At 74.7% G+C, this 22196-nt stretch carries 16 protein-coding genes and 1 pseudogene; 4 read left to right on the forward strand and 13 right to left on the reverse strand.

Features of this window, described 5'->3' with window-relative positions; all coding sequences use genetic code 11:
• Positions 1 to 118 precede the first annotated feature (118 nt).
• Complete coding sequence (locus A6A27_RS07715; protein WP_073833853.1) at positions 119 to 700, reverse strand: TetR/AcrR family transcriptional regulator; 582 nt, start codon at positions 698 to 700, stop codon at positions 119 to 121.
• 358 nt (positions 701 to 1058) lie between these two features.
• Here A6A27_RS07715 and A6A27_RS07720 point away from each other — a divergent pair, with 358 nt between their 5' ends.
• On the forward strand, positions 1059 to 2522 hold the full coding sequence (locus A6A27_RS07720) for an MFS transporter (RefSeq protein ID WP_083672488.1): 1464 nt from the start codon (positions 1059 to 1061) through the stop codon (positions 2520 to 2522).
• A 343-nt stretch (positions 2523 to 2865) separates the two neighbouring features.
• Here A6A27_RS07720 and A6A27_RS07725 read toward each other — a convergent pair whose 3' ends face one another.
• The 3 genes from A6A27_RS07725 to gltB form a co-directional block, all read right to left on the reverse strand.
• Positions 2866 to 4434, reverse strand: a complete 1569-nt coding sequence (locus A6A27_RS07725) for an MFS transporter (RefSeq protein ID WP_241825141.1) — start codon at positions 4432 to 4434, stop codon at positions 2866 to 2868.
• 211 nt (positions 4435 to 4645) lie between these two features.
• A complete protein-coding gene (locus tag A6A27_RS07730; protein WP_073833854.1) occupies positions 4646 to 6154 on the reverse strand; it encodes a glutamate synthase subunit beta in 1509 nt (502 codons plus the stop codon).
• The gene (gene gltB, locus A6A27_RS07735; RefSeq protein ID WP_073833855.1) at positions 6147 to 10874 is read right to left on the reverse strand and encodes a glutamate synthase large subunit; all 4728 of its coding nucleotides are present in this window, start codon (positions 10872 to 10874) and stop codon (positions 6147 to 6149) included. Before gltB ends, A6A27_RS07730 begins: the two co-directional genes overlap by 8 nt.
• Before the next feature lie 148 nt (positions 10875 to 11022).
• Between gltB and A6A27_RS07740 the strand changes: the two genes are divergently transcribed.
• Positions 11023 to 11868: a GNAT family N-acetyltransferase gene (locus A6A27_RS07740; protein ID WP_073833856.1), complete on the forward strand. Its 846-nt coding sequence runs from the start codon at positions 11023 to 11025 to the stop codon at positions 11866 to 11868.
• A 21-nt stretch (positions 11869 to 11889) separates the two neighbouring features.
• Here the strand turns inward: A6A27_RS07740 and A6A27_RS07745 are convergent, their stop codons facing one another.
• Positions 11890 to 13077, reverse strand: coding sequence for an FAD-dependent oxidoreductase (locus A6A27_RS07745; RefSeq protein WP_073833857.1), 1188 nt, complete (start codon positions 13075 to 13077; stop codon positions 11890 to 11892).
• A gap of 11 nt (positions 13078 to 13088) precedes the next feature.
• Positions 13089 to 14267 (reverse strand): prolipoprotein diacylglyceryl transferase, encoded by a 1179-nt coding sequence (gene lgt, locus A6A27_RS07750; RefSeq protein WP_073833858.1) that lies wholly within the window; start codon positions 14265 to 14267, stop codon positions 13089 to 13091.
• 102 nt (positions 14268 to 14369) lie between these two features.
• Here lgt and A6A27_RS07755 point away from each other — a divergent pair, with 102 nt between their 5' ends.
• Positions 14370 to 14894 (forward strand): NUDIX hydrolase, encoded by a 525-nt coding sequence (locus tag A6A27_RS07755; RefSeq protein WP_073833859.1) that lies wholly within the window; start codon positions 14370 to 14372, stop codon positions 14892 to 14894.
• Positions 14895 to 15068: 174 nt separating this feature from the next.
• Here A6A27_RS07755 and trpA read toward each other — a convergent pair whose 3' ends face one another.
• The 3 genes from trpA to trpC all read right to left on the reverse strand — a co-directional run bounded on the left by trpA (position 15069) and on the right by trpC (position 18029).
• A complete protein-coding gene (trpA, locus tag A6A27_RS07760; protein ID WP_073833860.1) occupies positions 15069 to 15872 on the reverse strand; it encodes a tryptophan synthase subunit alpha in 804 nt (267 codons plus the stop codon).
• A 76-nt stretch (positions 15873 to 15948) separates the two neighbouring features.
• Complete coding sequence (gene trpB, locus A6A27_RS07765; RefSeq protein WP_073833861.1) at positions 15949 to 17187, reverse strand: tryptophan synthase subunit beta; 1239 nt, start codon at positions 17185 to 17187, stop codon at positions 15949 to 15951.
• 38 nt (positions 17188 to 17225) lie between these two features.
• The gene (gene trpC, locus A6A27_RS07770) at positions 17226 to 18029 is read right to left on the reverse strand and encodes an indole-3-glycerol phosphate synthase TrpC (RefSeq protein ID WP_198940234.1); all 804 of its coding nucleotides are present in this window, start codon (positions 18027 to 18029) and stop codon (positions 17226 to 17228) included.
• 387 nt (positions 18030 to 18416) lie between these two features.
• Between trpC and A6A27_RS07775 the strand changes: the two genes are divergently transcribed.
• On the forward strand, positions 18417 to 18692 hold the full coding sequence (locus tag A6A27_RS07775; protein WP_073833942.1) for a hypothetical protein: 276 nt from the start codon (positions 18417 to 18419) through the stop codon (positions 18690 to 18692).
• Here A6A27_RS07775 and A6A27_RS07780 read toward each other — a convergent pair.
• From A6A27_RS07780 to A6A27_RS45775, 4 genes and pseudogenes are all read right to left on the reverse strand, one after another.
• On the reverse strand, positions 18685 to 19266 hold the full coding sequence (locus A6A27_RS07780; RefSeq protein ID WP_073833863.1) for a Trp biosynthesis-associated membrane protein: 582 nt from the start codon (positions 19264 to 19266) through the stop codon (positions 18685 to 18687). The two genes, A6A27_RS07775 and A6A27_RS07780, sit on opposite strands and share 8 nt — an antisense overlap.
• The gene (locus A6A27_RS07785) at positions 19263 to 20816 is read right to left on the reverse strand and encodes an anthranilate synthase component I (protein ID WP_073833864.1); all 1554 of its coding nucleotides are present in this window, start codon (positions 20814 to 20816) and stop codon (positions 19263 to 19265) included. Before A6A27_RS07785 ends, A6A27_RS07780 begins: the two co-directional genes overlap by 4 nt.
• Positions 20813 to 21247, reverse strand: a complete 435-nt coding sequence (hisI, locus tag A6A27_RS45770; protein ID WP_073833941.1) for a phosphoribosyl-AMP cyclohydrolase — start codon at positions 21245 to 21247, stop codon at positions 20813 to 20815. Before hisI ends, A6A27_RS07785 begins: the two co-directional genes overlap by 4 nt.
• A 180-nt stretch (positions 21248 to 21427) precedes the next feature.
• A pseudogene (locus tag A6A27_RS45775) lies at positions 21428 to 22078 on the reverse strand (phosphoribosyl-AMP cyclohydrolase); the annotation flags it as partial.
• Between the last annotated feature and the right edge of the window lie 118 nt (positions 22079 to 22196).

Consider the following 22196-nt stretch of genomic DNA (forward strand, 5'->3'; position numbering starts at 1 on the left):
GACCACGCCAGCCGTCCGGTGTTGGCCTCGGCGGCTGCCGGCCTGGCACCGCCGATCCGGCCCACCGGCCCCGGCTCCGCCCGACGCGACCGGACCCGGCGCGCCGCCTCCCCGTGTGTCAGGGGCGCGCGGCCGGGTGGCGCAGGCCGTCCAGGGCGATGGCCAGCACCCGGTCGCGCTGGGCCGGCTCGGGGAACTGGTACGCCGTGATCCCGCTGATCAGCCGCACCACGTCGTCGAAGCTGGCGTCCGGCCGGGCCACCCCGGCCTCCTGGGCGCGGCGCAGCAACGGCTCGCCCGCGGCGTAGATCTCGGTGCGGCAGCTGCGGAACACCTCGGAGTCGTGCACCAACTCCTCGGCGAGGGCCCGTTTGGTGCCGACGTAGGCGACGAACCGGTTGAGCCAGGCGACCAGGGCATCCCACGGCGGGAGGTCCGCCAGGTCGACGGCGGACCGGCTGAGCGCCCCCACCTCCTCGACATAGACCGCCTCGAACAGGTCACGCCGGTTGGGGAAGTTCCGGTAGAGCGTCCCGATGCCGACTCCGGCCCGCCGGGCGATCTCCTCCAGCGAGGCGCCTGCACCGCACTCCCCGAAGACCTCGCGCGCGGCGGCGATCAACGCGTCGTAGTTGCGCCGGGCATCCGCCCGTTTCGGGCGCCGCGCAAGGACCTCCCCCAGCTGCTCGCCGCTGGCCATGACGGGCGTCACCTCTCCTGCCTTGCAACCGGAGGCACCCCTCCGCTAGGTTAGTGGAGGCACCCCTCCGGAACTGACCGGAGCCATGCCTCCGGATAGCTTACTCCGGCATTCGGGCCGATCCCCACCTGGCGCGATCGGCCATCCAGACACCGGACCCAGGAGGTCCCACCATGCCCGCATTCGGCTGAACACCGGCAGTCCCGCCGCCACCGCGGCAGATCGCCCCGGCCGCGCCCGTGCGCGTGCCGTCCCCCGATCCGCGCGAGCGGCCCCGCGGTCACGTCGACCGCACACCCGGGCGACCGGCCGTCGCCCTGGCAGAGTTTTCTTTCGTACGCGAACGGGAGTTCCCTCCGTGACCGAAACCATCCGACGCGGCTCGCGTCGGTTGACCTTCCTCGTCCTCGCGGCCGGCACCGGCTTCTTCGCGATGCTCCAGTCGCTGATCACCCCGGTGCTGCCCACCATCCAGCACGACCTGCACACCTCCCAGAACACCGTGACCTGGGTGCTGACCGCCTACCTGCTCTCCGCGTCGATCTTCACCCCGGTCCTCGGCCGGGTCGGCGACATGGTCGGCAAGGAACGGATGCTGGTCGTCTCCCTCGCCGCGCTCGCGCTCGGCTGCCTGCTGGCGGCCGTCGCGCCCAGCATCGGCGTGCTCATCGTCGCCCGGGTGATCCAGGGCGTCGGCGGCGCGGTCTTCCCGCTGTCGTTCGGCATCATCCGCGACGAGTTCCCCGCCGCGCGGGTCAGCTCCGCAGTCGCGGCGATCTCGGCGATCGTCGCCGCCGGTGGCGGCCTCGGCGTCGTCCTGGCCGGTCCGATCGTCGCCACCCTGGGGTACCGCTGGCTGTTCTGGATCCCGCTGGTCGTCGTCGGGCTCACCGCGCTCGCGGCGCACCGGTTCGTGCCGGAGTCGCCGGTCCGTACGCCCGGCCGGATCAACTGGGCGGCCACCCTGCTGCTCTCCGGCTGGCTGGTGGCGCTGCTGCTGCCGATCAGCAAGGGCGCCGCCTGGGGCTGGACCTCCGGTCGGGTGACCGGCCTGCTGGTGCTCGCCGGCCTGCTCCTGGTCGCCTGGCTGGTGGCCGAGGCCCGCTCGGCGAACCCGCTGATCGACCTGCGGATGATGCGCCTGCCCGGGGTCTGGACGACCAACCTGGTCGCCCTGCTCTACGGCGCTTCGATGTTCGCCGTCTACGCCTTCCTGCCGCAGTTCGTGCAGATCCCGACCAGCGCCGGATACGGCTTCGGCGCCAGCGTCACCCAGGCCGGGCTGTTGATGCTGCCGATGCTGGTCGCCATGTTCGTCGCCGGCCTCGCCGCCGGCCGGCTGCAGGCCCGGTTCAGCGCCAAGGCACAGTTGGCGACCGGCGCGGTGTGCAACGTGCTCGCGTCGGCGATGTTGACCGTCGCCCACGACACCCGCTGGGAGATCGGTGTCGCCGGGGGACTGGTCGGCCTGGGCATCGGGCTGGCGTTCGCCTCGATGGCCAACCTGATCGTGGCCAGCGTTCCGCCCGGGCAGACCGGGGTGGCCACCGGCATGAACGCCAACATCCGCACGATCGGCGGCGCGATCGGTGCCGCGGTGGTGAGCGGCGTGATCACCGCCCACCCGCAGGCGAGCGGGCTGCCGCGCGAGGCCGGGTTCACCCTGGGGTTCCTGGTGCTCACCGGGATCGCGCTGGCCGCCGCGATGGCCGCGCTGATCGTTCCGTCCGGCCGGCCGACGATGCGTGAGCGGCGCGCGGAGCTGTCGCCGGGGAGTGCCGGGCCGGAGCTGACCGGCGAACTCGCGACGGCGGGGCGCTGATCCGACTCTGGAGCTGACAGCGCCGGCGACTCAGCCGCGCGGCGGCCACCGACGAGGGCGGTCAGCGCGCTGCCGGACCCCCAGCGCCCGTACGCGCATGACCTCGCTCAGCACCGTCGCGCCGCCGGCCGCCGCCGTGGCCATGGTCGCGCTCGAACCTGGAAGTAGTGGCCTCCCGGGGCGCGGTAGGCCACTACTTCCTGCATTGAGCGGGATCTTGATGCGCCGGTGAATCACCTACGCCATCAGGTTCGTAGCGGGTCCGGACCCATCTGCCGCGCCGGCCGGATCGCGCCGCCCACCCCGGTCGGGCGTCGGGTCCTGCACCAGGGGACGGGCCGGGTCAGCCGGCGAGGGCGCAGTCGGCCGCGTGAACCAACGCCGTGGCCCGGGACCGGCGGCGCGACCGGTGCGACGCGCAGGCGGCGCACTCGTGGGGCGGGCGGACGGACGGGCCGGCCGCGAGCCGCCCGGCCCGGGGACCCAGCCCGGCGAACCGCGTGCCGGCCAGGCGCAGCCCCGCCGGGCGGGACGCCGGGACCGGGCGCGGTCCCTCGACGGCCATCGGGGCGACGTGGCCGGCCGCGGCAACCGGGCGGGCGACGGCCGGGACGCTCGCCGGCCGGACGACGCGGGCGGCGGCGGCGCGGCGGCGCATGGCGGGCGCGGCGAGCACCAGGCTGAGCCGGCGTCGCAGCCGCCGCTCCCGGAGCCGGTCGAGGGCCACCCCGGCCGCCACGGTGGCGACCGTGGTGACCGTGCCGGCCAGCACCAGGGTCTGCCGGGGTCCGGCGTGCTCGGCGAGCCAGCCGAGCAGGGGCGCGCCGACGGCCGCGGAGACCGAGCCGGTGATCGCCAGGGCGGCCAGCACCCGACCCCGCATGGCGTAGTCGGTGTCGAGCTGGGCGCGGGCGCCGACCGTGGTGTCGATGACCACGGCCGCCGCCGCCACCGGCAGGATCACCGCGGCGAAGCTCAGCGTGCCGGGGGCCAGCCCGGCGACGATCTGCAGGGCGCTGGCCAGCAGGCCGGCCGCCACCAGCACCCGGTAGCCGAGCTCTCGGCGGCGGGCCGCGACCAGCGCGCCGAGCACCGTCCCGACCGCGAAGACGGTGGAGAGGAAGCCGTACCCGGACACGCCGCCGCGCAGCGGACCGTCGCTCATCGCGGCCATGGTCACCTGGTAGTTGCGGCCCAGGCTGCCGAGCACGAAGGACAGCGCCAGGGCCACCAGCACCACCGGCTGCCGCAGCAGGTACCGGAAGCCGGCCCGGATGCTGCGGTCCGCCGGCGCCGCCTCGGTCACGTCGGGTGCGCCGTGCTGCTCCCCCTCGCGTACGGCGAACAGGGCCGCCACCACCGCGACGAAGCTGGCGGCGTTGATCCCGAAAAGCAGCGCGGGGCCGACGGCGGCCACCATGACGGCGCCGACGCTCATGCCCAGGATGCGGCCGGCCGAGTTGGTGAGCGAGCCGAGGGCGAGCGCGTTGCCGAGGCTCTCCCGGTCCACCAGGGTTGAGCACCAGCGGCCCATCACCGGGCCCTCGATCGCCGACACCGCGCCGGTAACCAGGGAGATCGCGTAGATGGCCGGCAGGCCGCCGGTGCCGGTGACGGCCACCATGGCCAGCCCGGCGGCGAGCAGCGCGTGGGCGGCCTGGGCGCCGATCAGCAGCGGCTTGGCGGGCAGCCGGTCGGCCAGCGCGCCGCCCCAGACGCTGAGCACCAGGCTGGGCAGCGCCTGCAACAGGACGGTGAGCCCCATCGAGGTGGCGGACCCGGTCTCCGCCAGCACGTACCAGTTGACGCCGAGAACCTGCATCCAGGTCCCGATGACCGACACGAACCCGGCGGCGGCCCAGATCCGGTAGTTGCGGTGGCGCAGCGCGGCGAACGTGGCGCCGAGGGCCATGAGGATTTCCCCGTCCAGTGGGTGACACGACGAAAGCCGGACCCCGCAGGTCCGGCCAGCCGCCAAGTCTGACCGCCCGTAAACCTCATTGCCGCAGTTCGTGAGGCGTTTCACGGGCCGGGCAGGAACTGGACGACCATCGTGACCACCCCGGTCCGGGCCGGCCCGGCCCGGGGCCGGCCCGGCCCGCGGAATCGGCGACCGCGCCGGATCAGCGCGCGGCGAGCGGCTGCCGGGCCGGGTCCACCGGCGCGGGCAGCTCGCCCACCCCACCGAGGTACCCGTGGACGGCCGCGGCCGCGGCCCGCCCCTCGGCGATCGCCCAGACGATCAGCGAGGCGCCCCGGTGCATGTCCCCGGCGACGAAGACCCCGTCGGCGTCGGTCTGCCAGTCGGAGCGGGCGTCGACCGCGCCCCGAGTGTTGCGGGTCACCCCGAGCTGGGCCAGCAACGGCTGTTCCTCGGTCCCCTCGAAGCCGATGGCCAGCAGCACCAGGTCGGCAGGCAGTTCCCGCTCGGAGCCGGGCAGCGCGGTGACGATCCGCCGGCCGTCCCGCTTCTCCACGCTCACCTCGGCGATCCGGACCGCCCTGACCTGGCCGGTGCCGTCGTCGACGAACTCCTGCACCGCCACAGCGAAGACCCGCTCGCCGCCCTCCTCGTGGGCCGGGTAGTCGCGCAGGATCCACGGCCAGGTGGGCCACGGGTCCCGGGCGGCGTCCCGGCCGGCCGGCGGCTCCGGGTAGAGGTCGAGCTGGTGGACGCCGGCCGCGCCCTGCCGGTGCGCCACGCCGAGGCAGTCCGCGGCGGTGTCGCCACCGCCGATGATCACCACGTGCTTGCCGGCCGCGTCGATCGGGGTCCCGTCCGGCAGCGTGGCCAGAGCCGGCTTGCCCTCCCCGGCTGCCGCGACGACCCGATTGGCCGCCACCAGGTGCGCCATCGCCTGGTGTACACCACGCAGCTGCCGGCCCGGCGTCTCGGGCACGTCCCGGCCCTGCAGCGCGCCGCAGGCGAGCAGCACCGCGTCGTGCTCGGCTCGCAGCTGCTCGGCGGTCACGTCGACTCCGACGTTCACCCCGGCGCGGAAGCGCACCCCCTCGGCGGCGAGCTGGGCCAGCCGCCGGTCGATGTGCTGCTTCTCCAGCTTGAAGTCGGGGATGCCGTACCGGAGCAGCCCGCCGAGCGCGTCGTCCCGCTCGTACACGGTGACGGCGTGGCCGGCGCGGGCGAGCTGCTGCGCGGCGGCGAGCCCGGCGGGCCCGGAGCCGACCACGGCGACCGACTTCCCGGTCGGCGCCGACACCGGGCGGGGGCGCAGCCCGCCGCCGGCCAGCGCGGCGTCGGCGATCTCCACCTCGACCTGCTTGATGGTGACCGGCAGCTGGCCGCCGAGGCCGAGCACACACGCCGCCTCGCACGGAGCCGGGCAGAGCCGGCCGGTGAACTCGGGGAAATTGTTGGTGGCGTGCAGCGACTCCACGGCGGCGTCCCAGTTGCCGGTCCGGACCAGGTCGTTCCAGTCCGGGATGCGGTTACCGAGCGGGCAGCCGTCGTGGCAGAAGGGGATGCCGCAGTCCATGCACCGGGTGGCCTGCTCGCGGATCAGCTCCTCGCCGGCCGGCGGGTACACCTCCCGCCAGTCCATGATCCGCACCGGCACCGGCCGGCGGGCGGGCAGCCGCCGGTCGTAGCGCAGGAAACCGTTCGGGTCAGGCACGAGCCACCTCCTGGGCGACCGCCCGCGGGGCGGGCGGCACCGGCAGCGCCGGTTGGGCCGGCTCAGCCGGCGCCGTCAGTTCTTTCATCACCGCGTCGTCGACGTCACGGCCGGCGGCTTCGGCGGCCCGCATGATCTCCAACACCCGGCGGTAGTCCCGGGGCACCACCGCGGTGAACTCCTCCACCGCCTCCGACCAGCGCTTGAGCAGCTCCTCCGCGACCGCCGAGTCGGTCTCGGCGAAGTGCCGCTGGACGAGGTCGTGCAGCAGGTCCCGCTCCTCGTCGCGCAGCGGCGACAGGTCGACCAGCTCCGGGTTGACCAGCCGCCGATCGAGCCGGTGCACGAAGGCGGCGCCGCCGGACATGCCGGCGGCGAAGTTGCGGCCGGTCGGGCCGAGCACCACCACCGTGCCGCCGGTCATGTACTCGCAGCCGTGGTCGCCGACACCCTCGACGACCGCCACCGCGCCCGAGTTGCGCACCGCGAACCGCTCGCCGACCCGGCCGCGCAGGAACACCTCGCCGTCGGTGGCCCCGTACAGAAGGGTGTTGCCGGCGATGATCTGGTCCTCGGCCCGCTCCCCCGACCCGGCCGCGGCGTCGGCGAACGGCGCCGCGGGGTCCGGTCGGACGATGATTCGCCCGCCGGAGAGGCCCTTGCCGACGTAGTCGTTGGCGTCGCCGTACAGGCGCAGGGTGACCCCGTGCGGCAGGAACGCGCCGAACGACTGGCCGGCGGTGCCGTGCAGCAGGAACTCGATGGTGTCGGTGGGCAGGCCGGCGCCACCGAACCGGCGGGTGACCTCGCCGCCGAGCATCGCGCCGACGCTGCGGTGCTCGTTGCGAATCGCCAGCTCGGCCCGGACCGGCGTGACCGGTGCGGCGTCCCGCGCCTCGGCGCCGACCACCCGGGACCCCGCATCCTGCAGGGCCGGCGCGGCCAGGGCGATGAGCTGGTTGTCCAGGGCCAGTTCCAGGCCGTGGTCCTGCGCCCGGATGCCGCGCCGGGCCGCGCCCTCGGGCAGCTCGGGCAGGTGCAGGACCCGGCTGAGGTCGAGGCCGTGGCCCTTCCAGTGGTCGACAGCCGGGGTGACGTCGAGCAGCTCGGTGTGCCCGATCGCCTCGTCGATGCTGCGGAAGCCCAGCTCGGCCAGGTATCCGCGGACCTCCTCGGCGAGGAAGAGGAAGAAGTTCTCCACGAACTCCGGCTTGCCGGTGAAGCGCTCGCGCAGCACCGGGTTCTGGGTGGCGATGCCGACGGGGCAGGTGTCCAGGTGGCAGACCCGCATCATCACGCAGCCCTCGACGATCAGCGGGGCGGTGGCGAAGCCGAACTCCTCCGCGCCGAGCAGCGCGGCGATAAGTACGTCCCGGCCGGTCTTGAGCTGGCCGTCGACCTGCACGGTGACCCGGTCGCGGAGCTTGTTGAGCAGCAGCGTCTGCTGCGCCTCGGCCAGCCCCAGCTCCCACGGCGTGCCGGCGTGCTTGAGCGAGTTGAGCGGGGACGCGCCGGTGCCACCGTCATGGCCGGAGATCAGGATGACGTCGGCCTTGAGCTTGGCGACGCCGGCCGCCACCGTGCCCACCCCGACCTCGCTGACCAGCTTGACGTGCACCCGGGCGCGCGGGTTGACGGACTTGAGGTCATGGACGAGCTGGGCCAGGTCCTCGATCGAGTAGATGTCGTGGTGCGGCGGCGGGGAGATCAGGCCGACGCCCGGCGTGGCGTGCCGGGTACGCGCGATCCACGGCCAGACCTTGTTGCCGGGAAGCTGGCCACCCTCGCCGGGCTTCGCCCCCTGGGCCATCTTGATCTGGAGGTCGTCGGCGTTGACCAGGTATTCGCTGGTCACGCCGAAGCGGCCGCTGGCGATCTGCTTGACCGCCGAGCGGCGCTCGGGGTCGTGCAGCCGGTCGACGTCCTCGCCGCCCTCGCCGGTGTTGGACTTGCCGCCGAGCCGGTTCATCGCGATGGCCAGGGTCTCGTGCGCCTCGGCCGAGATCGACCCGTACGACATGGCGCCGGTGGCGAACCGCTTGACGATCTCGCGGGCCGGCTCCACCTCGTCCACCGGCACCGCCGGGCGTACGCCGGTGCGCAGGGTGAACAGGCCGCGCAGCGAGCCGGCCTGCGCGGCCAGCTCGTCGACCTTGGCGGTGTACCGGCGGAAGATGTCGTACTGGCGGCTGCGGGTGGCGTGCTGGAGTAGGAAGACCGTCTCCGGGTTGAACAGGTGCAGCTCGCCCTCGCGGCGCCACTGGTACTCGCCGCCGACCTCCAGCCGGTCGGACGGCTGGGCCCCGGCGGCCGGCCAGGCCAGGGCGTGCCGGGCGGCCACCTCGGCGTGGATCTCGTGCAGCCCGATCCCGCTGATCGTGCTCGGGGTACCCCGGAAGTAGCGTTCGACCAGGCGGGTGTCCAGGCCGACGGCCTCGAACACCTGGGCGCCGCAGTACGACGACACCGTCGAGATGCCCATCTTGGACATGATCTTCAGGACGCCCTTGCCGAGCGCCTTCACGTAGTTGCGGACCGCCTTCTCCGGGTCGACGCCGACCAGCGCGCCCGTGGAGATCATGTCCTCCACCGACTCGAAGGCCAGGTACGGGTTGACCGCCGCCGCGCCGTAGCCGATCAGCACCGCCGCGTGGTGCACCTCGCGGCAGTCGCCCGACTCCACGACCAGCGCCACCTGGGTACGCGTCTGCTCGCGGACCAGGTGCTGGTGCACCGCCGCGGTGAGCAGCAGCGACGGGATCGGGGCCAGGTCGGCGTTGGAGTCCCGGTCGGAGAGCACCAGGATCCGGACGCCGTCCTCGATCGCCTCGGAGACGTGCCGGCAGATCTCGGTCAGCCGGGCCTTGATGCCGGCCCCGCCGTCCCGGACCCGGTAGAGCCCGGAGACCCGGACCGCCTTGAACCCGGGCAGGTCGCCGTCCTCGTCGATGGAGAGGATCTTGGCCAGCTCGTCGTTGTCGATCACCGGGTACGGCAGCACGATCTGCCGGCAGCTCGCCGGGCCCGGGTCGAGCAGGTTGCCCTCCGGCCCGATGGTGGACGCCAGGCTGGTCACCAGCTCCTCCCGGATGGCGTCCAGCGGCGGGTTGGTGACCTGGGCGAAGAGCTGGTGGAAGTAGTCGTAGAGCAGCCGCGGCCGGGTGGACAGCGGCGAGATCGGGGTGTCCGTGCCCATCGAGCCGATCGGCTCCGCGCCGCTGCGGGCCATCGGGGCGAGCAGGATCTTCAGCTCCTCCTCGGTGTAGCCGAAGGTCTGCTGCCGGCGGCGCACCGAGTCGTGGGTGTAGACGATGTGCTCGCGCGGCGGCAGTTCGTCCAGCTCGATCAGGCCGGCGTGCAGCCACTCGTCGTACGGCCGGGCGGCGGCCAGCTCGGTCTTGATCTCGTCGTCCTGGACGATCCGGCCGTTGACCGTGTCGACCAGGAACATCTTCCCCGGCTGGAGGCGGCCCTTGGCGACCACGGTGGCCTGGTCGAGGTCGAGCACGCCCGCCTCGCTGCCCAGCACGACCAGCCCGTCGGCGGTGCGCCACCAGCGGCCGGGGCGCAGCCCGTTGCGGTCCAGCACCGCGCCGACGATCTCGCCGTCCGTGAAGGCGACCGAGGCCGGACCATCCCACGGCTCCATCAGGCTGGCGTGGAACCGGTAGAAGGCGCGCTTGTCGGCGCGCATGTCCGGGTCGTTCTCCCACGCCTCCGGGATCATCATCAGCACCGCGTGCGGCAGGCTCCGCCCGGCCAGGTGCAGCAGCTCGAGCACCTCATCAAAGTTGGCCGAGTCGGAGGCGCCGGGGGTGCAGACCGGGAAGACCCGGCGGATGTTGCCGGGCAGGTGCGGGCTGCGCAGCAACGCCTCTCGTGCCTGCATCCAGTTCCGGTTGCCGCGGATCGTGTTGATCTCGCCGTTGTGCGCGATGAACCGGTACGGGTGGGCCAGCGGCCAGGACGGGAAGGTGTTGGTGGAGAACCGCGAGTGCACCAGGGCGATCGCGCTGACCACCCTCTCGTCGGTCAGCTCCGGGTAGAACGCGGGCAGCTGGTCGGGGGTGAGCATGCCCTTCCAGACCATGGTCCGCCCGGACAGCGACGGGAAGTATGCCGGCACGCCCCGCTCGGCGCTCTCCCGCTCGGCCTGCTTGCGCACGCAGAACGCCACCCGGTCCAGGTCGAGCCCGGTCAGCGGGGAACCGGCCGGGCCGGCGGGCGAGTCGGTGAGCCGGTGCGCGGCGAGGAAGACCTGCCGGACCCGGGGCAGCGCGGCGAGGGCGGTCTCGCCGAGGCCGCTCGGGTCGGTGGGGACGTCCCGCCAGCCGAGGATGACGGCCCCCTCGACCAGGGCGTACTTCTCCACCACCTGGCGGGCCCGGGCCTCGGCCGCGTCGTCGTCGGGGAGGAAGACCAGGCCGGTGGCGTACTGGCCGGCGGGCGGCAGCGGGAAGTCGACGACCGCGCGCAGGAACGCGTCCGGCACCTGGATCATGACCCCGGCGCCGTCGCCGGTGTTGGGCTCCGCGCCCCGGGCGCCCCGGTGGTCCAGCCGGCAGAGTGCCCCGAGACCGTTCGCGACGACCTCGTGCGACCGGCGTCCGTGCAGGTCGGCCACGAAGGCCACGCCGCACGCGTCATGCTCGTGCGCGGGGTCGTAGAGCCCCGTCGCGCGGGGGGCCGGCTGCGGGCTGAGAGGGTACGGAAAGGCCACCGGGCCTCCTGTCGTCACTCAGGTTGGATCATGGTCGGGACGACGTCGGCCCTACGTGGGTTTTATTGAGTCTACGTTAGGGCTTCCGGCGCAAGGCCAGTTCAGATTGATCACACCTTCCACAACGTGGGACATGTAGTCTCGCGCGGTGGATGTCGTACGCACTGACGTGCTCGACCGGTTGGAGCGGTTCTACGACGCGGTGCCCCGCGACGGGGCGCGTACCGAGGAATTCGGCGCACTGGTGCTCTTCGTCCGGGACGGCGCCGGGTGGCCGTTCTACGCCCGCCCGCGGCTCGACGCAACCGCACCGCCCTCGCTCGCCGACGTGACCGCCGTCCGGGCCCGGCAACGGGAGCTTGGCCTGCCGGAGGCGTTCGAGTGGGTGCACGAGATCACCCCGGACCTGCTCGCCGTCGCCCGCTCGGCGGGGCTGACCGTGCTGGAGGCACCGCTGATGGTGCTCGACCCGCCGCGCCTGCCCGACCCGACCGCGCTCAGCGACGTACCGGTGCGGGTCCTCGACCCGGCGGACCCGGGCTTCGCGGCGGACGTGGCGGTGCGGCGGGCCGTCGCCGCGGTCGGCTTCTCCAACGGCGGCACCGCCCGCGGCGACGCCGGCCCGGCCGAGCGGGACGCCGCGGTCTCCCGGCTAGACGTGGCCACGCTGGAGGAGGACGCCACCCGGATCTCCGACGGCCGGCGGATCTCGGTGCTCGCCGAGACCCCCGAGCTGGGGGCGCTGGCCAGCGGCATGGCCATGCGGGTCGGCGACGTGGCGGAGATCGCCGGGGTGGCTTCCCTGCCGGCGGCCCGCCGGCGCGGCCTCGGTGCGGCGGTGACCGCGACGCTCGCCCACGAGCTGCGCGCCGCCGGCACCGACCTGATCTTCCTGTCCGCCGGCAGCGAGGACATCGCCCGGGTCTACCTGCGGGTCGGCTTCCGCCGCATCGGCACCGCCTGCATCGCCGAGCCGGCCGCCCTCATCGGCTGACCCCGCCCGTCCCCGGGCGGGTCAGGCCGGTGGGTGCCAGGCAGCGGCCGCGGAGGCGGCCGTGTTACGCAGCCGGGGGCTGATCGTGCCGAGGGCCGCGTCGCGGGCGCGCAGCGCCAGGCGACCCCGGGTCTGCAGGACCGCCGACATCCGGCGGGTCTGCCGCACCATGGTCGCCGCGCGGGGCCGGCGCAGCCGGTCGTACGCGGCCACCGCGTCGGGCAGCCGGGACTCGCGCAGCAGCACGGAGAGGGTGGCCGCGTCCTCGAAGGCGAGGCAGGCGCCCTGCCCGAGGTGCGGGGGCATGGCGTGCGCGGCGTCGCCGAGCAGTACCACCCCGCCCGGCCCGACCGGGAAGCCGTACGCCCTGGGCAGCGGCCGTAGCTCGCGGATCTCCTGCTGCACCAGGTCGGCCGGCTCGGTGGCGTCGAGCAGCTCGGCGATCGGCGCGGGCCAGCCCGCGTACCAGCGCTTGAGCAGGGCGAGCTGGGTCTCCGCGGGCTCCGGGCGGGGCGCGCCGGCGGCGGTGGCCACCCAGTAGATGCCGCCCCGGCGGGAGGCGCCCGCGGCGCCCCGGTCGCCGAGCGAGGCGGCCACGAAGCGGTAGCCGGCGCCCAGCGTCTCCCCGGGCACCGGCTGGCCGTCGGGCAGCTTTGGGGCCCGGTACCACGGGATCACCGCCCGCCACGCGGCGCAGCCGGAACTCACCACCGCCGACTCCGGGGCGAGTTGCCGGCGGATCTCGCTGTCGGTGCCGTCGGCGGCCACCACCAGGTCCGCGGTCACGGTCTGCCGGCCGTCGCCCACCGCCGGGCGCTCCCCGGAAACCGCCCGCACGGTCCGCACGGTCACCCCGGTCCGCAGCTCCACCTGGTCACCGAGGCCGGCGATGAGCGCGTCGTGCAGGTCCTCCCGGTGCACCACGACCGGCATCCGCTCGGCCGGGGTGGGGCGGGGCTGTACCAGCCACTGCCCGTCCGGGCGGCGTATCCCGCCGTCGGGCAGCGGGGTGGCGATGGCGTCCAGCCCGGCGCCGAGCCCGAGAGCGCGCAGCGCGCGTACCCCGTTGGGCCAGAGCACGACGGCGGTCGGCTCCGGGCGGACCCGGTCGGACCGTTCGAGGAGGGTGACCTGCCACCCGGAGCGGGCCAGCACGCCGGCCACCGCCAGCCCGCCGAGGCCGGCGCCGACCACCACCGCGGTACGCATGACTCCCCCGCTCAGCTGTCCCGGTCGGGGCTGGCGGCGGTGGCGTCGGCCCGGTCCGCGGCGCCGCCGGCCGCCGGCCGCTCCCCGGCGGCGTCGGCGGACCCGGCTACGGTCGACTCGACGGTCTCGTCGGCCGCGTGCCCGGACTCCGTGCCGGCCGCCGGCTCCTCCTCCGGTACGACGCCGGTCTCCCGGTACGCGCGGAACTGCTCCTCGCTGACCACCCGGTAGCCCTCCGGGGCGACCGGCTGCGGCCCGGCCTCCCGCGCGGAGAGGTCGACCTGCGACACGTCACCGCCCGCGGGCGGCACCGGGGCGGCGGGGCCACCGACCGGGACCAGGTACTCGCGGGGCCCGCGGACGCGCACGAAGTAGACCAGCGCGCCGAGGAAGACCAGCGCCGCGGTCCAGACGTTGAGCCGCAGGCCGAGGATGTGGTTGGCCTCGTCGGTGCGCATTAGCTCGATCCAGAACCGGCCGGCCGTGTAGCCCATCACGTAGAGCGCGAAGGCCCGGCCCCGGCCGAACCGCAGCTTCCGGTCGAGGAGGAAGACCAGAGCGGCGACGCCGATGTTCCAGAGCGCCTCGTACAGGAAGGTCGGCTGGTAGAGCCCCGGCAGCAGGACCGCGTTGCCCGCGTCGTCGCGCAGCGCGTGCCCGGGATGGTCCGGGTCCATCACGTGGACCTCCAGTCCCCAGGGCAGGCTGGTGCGGCCGCCGTAGAGCTCGTTGTTGAACCAGTTGCCGAGCCGGCCGACGGCCTGGGCCAGGGGCAGGCCCGGCGCCAGCGCGTCGGCCACCACCGCGAACGGGATGCCGAGCTGCCGGGCCGCGATCCAGGCACCGATCGCGCCGCCGGCGACGGCGCCCCAGATACCGAGGCCGCCCTCCCAGATGGCGAACGCCTTGAGCGGCTCGCCGCCGGCGCCGAAGTATTTCTCGGGCGAGGTGATCACGTGGTAGATCCGGGCGCCGATGATGCCGGTCGGCACCGCCCAGACGGCGATGTCGAGCACGGCACCAGGGGCGACGCCGCGCCGGCGCAACCGATACTCGGTCACCACGCAGGCCACCACGATGCCGACAATGATGCAGAGCGCGTAGGCCCGGACCGGAACGGGTCCGAGCTGCCAGACGGCGGTGCTGGGGCTGGGCAGGGCCGCCAGTGGGGTCATCGGGGCGAGGGTCACGGGTGAACACGGTACCGCTGCGGACCGCACTCCCGGCACCCCGGTTCGCCGGCTTGACGCCTCGGATGACTTGTGCTTTGCCCGGCCGTAGGCTCTTTGTCCATGAGCTCGCTCACCTGGGCGGTTGCCGCGGTCGTCACCGACCAGGCCGGACGGGTGCTGCTCTGCCGCCGGTCCGGGCCCGGCCGGCGGTGGGCGCTGCCCGGTGGCCGGCCGCGCCGCGACGAGAGCCCGCTCGCCGCCGCGGTGCGCGAGATCCGCGCGGAGACCGGTTGGGCGGTCGACCTGGTCGACCTGGTGGGCCTCTACCGGCTCGGCGAGCCCGGCGTGCCCCGGCCGCCGGCCGGCCGCTCCGGCGCCCTGCCGGACGTCCTGGTGCACGTGTTCCGCGCCCGGGTGCGGGGGGACGCCCCGGCCGCCACCCCGGTCGGCGGCTGTGACCTGCGCTGGTACCCGCCCGAGGGGCTTCCCGAGGCGCTGACCCCGACCACCCGGGCCGCCGTGGCCGACGTCCTGGCGGGCCGGTCGGGGGTGCTGCGGGAGCCGCGACCGGACCCGGTCCCGCCCGGGCCCCGAGGTGAACCGCGCAGCGCGCCGGCCGACGGCGAGAACGCCGTCCCGCGCTGACGGGCCCGGCACGCTCCACGGCGCGGCGCAGTGCCAGCCGGGGCCTTTCACGGCCACCAGTGGCGCATGACACAGTGTGACGATCCTGTCACTCGGACGGGCTCTGCAGCCACCGGCGCAGCACCCACTCACCGTCACCGAGGCCGGCAGCCGACCGGGATTCCGGCCGGCGACTCAGCGGACCGGGTTGCGGACTCCCTCGGCGAGTTCGGCGCTGAGCGCCCGCAGCGCGGCCAGCCCGGTGGCCTGGTCCGGGGCGTCGAGGAGGCAACGGATCAGCGCGCTGCCGACGATGACGCCGTCGGCGTACCCGGCGACGGTGCCGGCCTGCGCCCCGGTCCCCACGCCCAGCCCGACACCGACCGGCAGATCGGTGACCTCGCGCAGCCGGGAGACCAGGATCGGCGCCGCCTCGGAGGTCTGCGACCGGGCACCGGTGACGCCCATCAGCGCGGTGGCGTACACGAAGCCGCGGCAGTGCTCGGCGGTCATCCGCAACCGCGCGTCGGTGGACGACGGGGAGACCAGGAACGTCCGGTCCAGGCCGTACGCGTCGGAGGCGGCCAGCCACGCGCCGGCCTCCTCGGGGATGAGGTCCGGCGTGATCAGTCCGGTGCCGCCGGCGGCGGCCAGGTCCCGGGCGAACGTGTCGACCCCGTACTGCTCGATCGGGTTCCAGTAGGTCATGATGGCCACCTGCGCCCCGGTCGCCGCGACGGCCTCGACGATCCGCAGGGTGTCGGCGGTCCGCACCCCGCCGGCGAGGGCCAGGTCGCTGGCCCGCTGGATGACCGGGCCGTCCATCACCGGGTCGGAGTACGGGATCTCCACCTCGATGACGTCAACGCCCGCCTCGACCATGGTCTTCATCGCGGCGATGCTGCCGTCGACGGTCGGGAACCCGGCCGGCATGCAGCCGACCAGCACAGCCCGCCCGTCGGCGCGGGCCTTGTCGAAGGCGACCCCGATGCGGCTCACGCCACCGCCTCGCTTCGCTCCGCGGCGGCGCGAGCCGCCGCGCTGCTGAGCTGAATGGTTCGCTCGCTCCGCTCGCTCACGCTGTCTCCCTGTCGAGGATGCCGAAGTACTGGCCGGCGGTGTGCACGTCCTTGTCGCCCCGGCCGGAGAGGTTGACGATGATGACCGGCTCCCGGCCGAGCTCGGCGGCGAGCTGCGGGGCGATCTTCAGGGCGCCGGCCAGCGCGTGCGAACTCTCGATCGCCGGGATGATCCCCTCGGTGCGGCAGAGCAGCTCGAACGCGGCCATCGCCTCGTCGTCGTCGACCGGCAGGTAGGTCGCCCGGCCCTGGTCGTGCAGCCAGGCGTGCTCCGGCCCGACGCCCGGGTAGTCCAGGCCGGCCGAGATCGAGTGCGACTCGATCGTCTGCCCGTCGGAGTCCTGCAGCACGTACGTCCGGGTGCCGTGCAGCACACCGGAGGAGCCGCCGGTGATGCTGGCCGCGTGCCGGCCGGTCGCCACGCCCTCGCCGCCGGCCTCGAAGCCGTACAACCGCACCCCGCTGTCGGGCACGAAGGCGTGGAAGATGCCGAGCGCGTTGGAGCCGCCGCCGACGCAGGCGGCGACCGCGTCCGGCAGTGCGCCGGTCAGGTCGAGGCACTGCTGGCGGGCCTCCTCGCCGATGCCACGCACGAAGTCCCGGACCATCTCCGGGAACGGGTGCGGGCCGGCGGCGGTGCCGATCAGGTAGTGGGTGGTGTCGACGTTGGCGACCCAGTCCCGCATCGCCTCGTTCATCGCGTCCTTCAGCGTCCGCGAGCCGGTGGTGACCGGTACGACGGTCGCCCCGAGCATCCGCATCCGGGCCACGTTGAGCGCCTGGCGCTGGGTGTCGACCTCACCCATGTAGACCACGCACTCCAGGTCGAACAGCGCGGCGGCGGTGGCGGTGGCCACGCCGTGCTGCCCGGCGCCGGTCTCGGCGATCACCCGGGCCTTGCCCATCCGCTTGGTGAGCAGCGCCTGGCCGAGCACGTTGCGCACCTTGTGCGCGCCCGTGTGGTTGAGGTCCTCCCGCTTGAGCAGGATCCGCGCCCCGGCCCGGGCGGAGAGCCGGGTGGCCGGATAGAGCAGCGACGGGATGCCGGCGTAGCCGCGCAGCAGGCCGTCGAACTCGGCCCGGAAGGTCTCGTCGGTCATCGCCTTCCGGTATGCCGCGTCCAGCTCGTCGAGCGCCGCGACCAGCGCCTCCGGGACGAACCGGCCGCCGAACCGGCCGAAGTGACCGGCGGCGTCGGGAACCTGGGCGGCCGGGGCGGCCGGGTCGGCGCTCATCGGCGTGTCCTCTCGCTGCGTGTCGGGTGCCGGGCGGATCAGCGCACCGGGCGGGGCGTGGCCGGGTGGTTGCCGGCGTTGACCAGCTCGGCCACCGCCTCGCGGGGGCTCTTCTGGGTGACCAGGCCCTCGCCGACCAGGACCGCGTCGGCACCCGCCGAGGCGTACCGGATGAGGTCGTGCGGGCCGCGTACGCCGGACTCGGCGATCTTGACGACGCTGCTGGGCAGGCCGGGCGCGATCCGCTCGAAGACCGAACGGTCGACCTCCAGGGTACGCAGGTCACGGGCATTGACCCCGATCACCTGCGCGCCGGCCTCCAGGGCCCGGTCGGCCTCCTCCTCGTTGTGCACCTCGACCAGCGCGCACATGCCGAGCGACTCGATCCGCTCCAGCAGCCCGACGAGGGCGTTCTGCTCCAGCGCAGCGACGATCAGCAGCACCAGGTCGGCGCCGTGGGCGCGCGCCTCGTGCACCTGGTAGCTGGAGACCACGAAGTCCTTGCGGAGCACCGGGATGTTCACCGCGGCCCGCACGGCGGCCAGGTCGTCCAGCGACCCGCCGAACCAGCGGCCCTCGGTGAGCACGCTGATCGCCCGGGCGCCGCCGGCCGCGTAGTCGCCGGCCAGGTCGGCGGGGTCGGCGATCTCCGCCAGCCGCCCCTTGGACGGCGAGGAGCGCTTCACCTCGGCGATGACGGCCACGCCGGGCCGGCGCAGGGCCGCGTACGCGTCCAGCGGCGGCGGCGCGGCGGCGGCCAGCTCGCGGATCCGCTCCAGCGGAACCTGCTCCTGTCGCCGCGCCACGTCCTCGCGGACGCCGACCAGGATCTCGTCGAGCACGTTTGCGGACGCCGCCGGACCGGCCTCGTCCCCCTCCGCGTGCGCATGCTCAGCAGTCACCAACGGACTCCCCTCTCCGGGTGTCATGGGCCGATGCTAGGGGGCGCCACCTGGCGACAAGTCCCGGGGGGTATGGCGCTCCTCACGAAATGGGCTGTGGCATGATGGCCGACTTCCGGTGAACGCGATGTCACGCAGCGCCACCCCGCGACGTTCCTCGATGCTGTGACCAAGCTCAAGGACGAACGACCCTGCGCTGGTCGCCCCGGCTACCCGAGAGTTGACCAGGGCGTCACGGCGGCGAAACCCGCGCCCGGCAGCATCGTCCTCGGGCAGACTCGATGAGGCGGCTGCCAATCGTCGCCAACGATCTCGTACGGGGTGACCATGAGCGCCATCGGGCCGAACCAGACCATCGGGTTCACCACCATCTCCCGGACCGTCGCCTCGCTCGCCGTCGGCGTGGTGCACACCGTGGAACGCGCCGTGATCGGCGACGCCCGGATGCGGACCGCCCGGGGCAACGCCTGGGAGGCGGTCTGCGCCGACCGGGCCCGGGCCGCGCAGCGCCGGGACCTGGACCGCCTGGTGGCCGAACTGGCCGCCGCCCGCGCCGTGGCCACCGAGCGGCGCGGCGCGCGGGACGCCCAGCCGGTCAGCTGACCGTCGGGTCCTCGCCCCGGTCCAGCGCCTCCCAGGCGTCCCGGGTGCCCCGCTCGACCGCCGGCCGGTCCGGGCCGGACGGGGCCGCCGAGCGGACCGGCCGCTCGTAGCGGGCACCCATCGCCGGCCAGCCCGCGCCCCGCAGCGCGGTGAGCACGCCGCCGACGGCCGCGACCAGCCCACCGACCAGCACCAGCGCCGGCCACTGCCGGCTCACCCCGGCGAGGGCGGTCAGGCCGTAGCCGCCGCCGGCCGCCACGGCCAGCCCGACCAGCGCCAGCAGGCCGCCCAGCAGCCGCCGGACCCGGCCCCGGGTGGCCAACACCGCGCCGCCGCCGGCCAGCCCGACCAGGGCCAGCGCCGAGACCCACGGCAGCAGGTCCGTGCCGGTGCGGGTGTGCCGGGTGGGCGGCAGCGAACCCCGGGCGGTCAGCTCGACCGACCACGTCCGGGTCACCGCCCAGAGGGCCAATCCGGCCCCGACCAGGCAGAGCAGCACCGCGTACGCCAGTTCGCGCCGGCCCCGCGCGGCCGGCGAACCGGTGGCGGGCGAGCCGGTGGTCGGTGCGGTCATCGGGCCGGCCGGAGGGTCTCGGCGGCGGCGATCGCGGCGAGCACCGCGGCGGCCTTGTTCCGGGTCTCCTGCTCCTCGGCGGAAGGATCGGAATCGGCCACCACCCCCGCGCCGGCCTGCACGTACGCCCGGCCCTCCCGGATCAGCGCGGTACGGATGGCGATGGCCATGTCCAGGTCGCCGCCGAAGCCGAAGTAGCCGACGGTGCCGCCGTACAGGGCCCGACGGACCGGCTCCAGCTCCTCGATGATCTCCATGGCCCGCACCTTCGGCGCCCCGGAGAGGGTGCCGGCGGGGAAGGTCGCGGCGAGCGCGTCGAAAGCGGTGCGGTCCGCGCGCAGCTCGCCCACCACGGTGGAGACGATGTGCATGACGTGGCTGTACCGCTCGATGGTGGCGAACTCGGGCACCTCGACGGTGCCCGGGCGGCAGACCCGGCCCAGGTCGTTGCGGCCCAGGTCGACCAGCATGACGTGCTCGGAGCGCTCCTTCGGGTCGGCGAGCAACTCGGCCGCGAGCCGGGCGTCCGCCTCGGGGGAACCGCCGCGCGGTCGGGTACCGGCGATCGGGTGCAGCAGCGCCCGCCGCCGCCCGTCCGCGCCGGTGCTCACCTTGAGGTGCGCCTCCGGCGAGGAGCCGACGATGTCGAAGCCGTCGAAGCGCAGCAGGTACATGTACGGGCTGGGGTTGGTGGTGCGCAGCACCCGGTAGACGTCGAGCGGATCGGCGTGGGTCGGCCGCTCGAAGCGCTGGCTGAGCACGATCTGGAAGCACTCGCCGGCCCGGATCGCCTCCTGGGCCGCCGCCACCGCCTTCGGGTAGCCGCCGTCGGGCGTACGGCTCACCACGTCGCCGAGCGGGGGCCGGGCGACCGTCGAGATCATGGGCGGAATCGGTCGGGACAGCGCGCCGGTCATCGCGTCCAGCCGACCCACCGCGTGGTGGTACGCCGCCGTGACCAGGGCCTCCCGGTCGGGTGCGTCGAGCGGAGGCAGGACCGCGTTGGCGACCAGGATCGCCGAGCCGTCGTAGTGGTCGAGCACCACCAGGTCGGTGGCGAGCATCAGTCCCAGCTCGGGCACGTCGAGGTCGTCCTCGGTCAGCTCCGGGAGCCGCTCGAAGCGGCGGACGAGGTCGTACCCGAGGTAGCCGACCATGCCGCCGGTGAGCGGCAGCATGCCGCTGGCCGGGTCCCAGGCGGGGCCGGCCAGGGCGGCCACGGTCTCGCGGAGCACCGTCACCGGGTCGCCGGACGCCGGTACGCCGGCCGGCGGCGCGCCGGCCCAGACCGCCGCGCCGTCCCGCTCGGTCAGCGTGGCGCTGCTGCGGACGCCGATGAACGAGTAGCGGGACCAGGCCATCCCGGCCGAGCCGACGCCCTGCTCGGCCGACTCCAGCAGGAACGTGCCCGGGCCGCCGGCCAGCTTGCGGTAGACGCCCACCGGGGTCTCCGCGTCGGCGAGCAGCCGGCGGGTGACCGGCACGACCCGCCAGCGGGCCGCCAGGTCGGCGAAGGTGGCCGGGTCGGGGCTGACCGTGCCGTCCGTCATGAGGTCGCCTCCGGGGAGCTGACCGGCAGCTCGGTGAAGAAGCAGGTCCGCTGGCCGGTGTGACAGGCGACGCCGACCTGGTCGACGCTGACCAGCAGGGCGTCCCCGTCGCAGTCCAGCGCCACCGAGCGGACGTACTGGTGGTGGCCGGAGGTGGCGCCCTTGACCCAGTACTCCTGCCGGCTGCGCGACCAGTAGGTGGCCCGGCCGGTGGTCAGCGTGCGGTGCAGCGCCTCGTCGTCCATCCAGGCGACCATCAGCACCTCGCCCGAGTCGTACTGCCGGACCACCGCGGCCACCAGGCCGTCGGGGGTACGGCGCAGCCGGGCGGCGATCGCCGGGTCGAGCCGGGATGGTCGGGCCGGGCCGGGGGCCGCGGCGCCGCCGGAGCTGGCGGGGGCGCCGGTCACCGGCGCGTCAGAGGCGGGCACAGTGAGCCATTCTCCCGCACGCGGCACCGGCACCGTCGACGTGTCCCGGGAGGCGGGCGCGGAACCGTCGAGCGCGCCGGTCAGTTGCCCCAGGTAACGGTCCAGCCGGCCGTCCAGCAGGGCCTCCGCCAGGTCCGCGCCGGCCGTCACGGCGATCTCGTCGGCGTACGGGCGGACCAGCGGGACGATGCCGCCGACCAGCCGGCCGGCGGCGGCGCTGAGCTCGCCGACGGCGGCCGGGCGCAGCCCCAGGCAGAGCAGCATGTCGTCGCGGTAGCCGGGCGGGGCGACCGGCAGGTCCAGCGCGGCGGCGAGCGCGTCCCGGCGGGAGACCACCCGGACCGACGGGTTGACCAGCCGCAGCACGGACGGGCAGAGCCGGGCCAGGTCGGCGGCGGCGAGCCGGACGCCCAACGGGTCGTCGGCCCGCCGGGCGGCGGCGACCTTGCCGAGGGTGGCGATCAACTCCTCCAGCCGCGGCTCGTCGGCGGGCTGGCAGAGCACCGGCAGGTCGATCCGGCGGCGCCACTCCGGCACCGCCCAGATCAGCCGGGCGGGCGCGGTGACCGGCAGCCCGAACGCCCAGTCCGCCGGCTGGCCGAGCCGGCGGACCCAGGACCGGACGTCCCGGGCGGCCACCGAGACGTGCACGAGGCGACCGCCGAACTCGGCCAGGTACGCCTGGTGTGCCGTGTACGGGACGAGGGCGGGGTCCGCCGTGGGCTGCTCAGGGTCGTCGCCGGAGTACTCCTCGTCGGCCACGACCAGCACGTCCACGTCCACGTCGCTGTGCTCGGTGGCGGCCCGGCGGGCGTGACTGCCGCGCAGCATGATGCCGACGACCGGTCGGTCGGCGGCCTGCCGAAGGCGGCCGGCCCAGTCGTCGAGGAATCCGGACTCGGGCAGCGGAGCGGGTCCCACGGCGACATGGTGCCGGACGTCCGATCTT

Source organism: Micromonospora sp. CB01531 (assembly GCF_001905095.1).
Taxonomy (GTDB): Bacteria; Actinomycetota; Actinomycetes; order Mycobacteriales; family Micromonosporaceae; genus Micromonospora.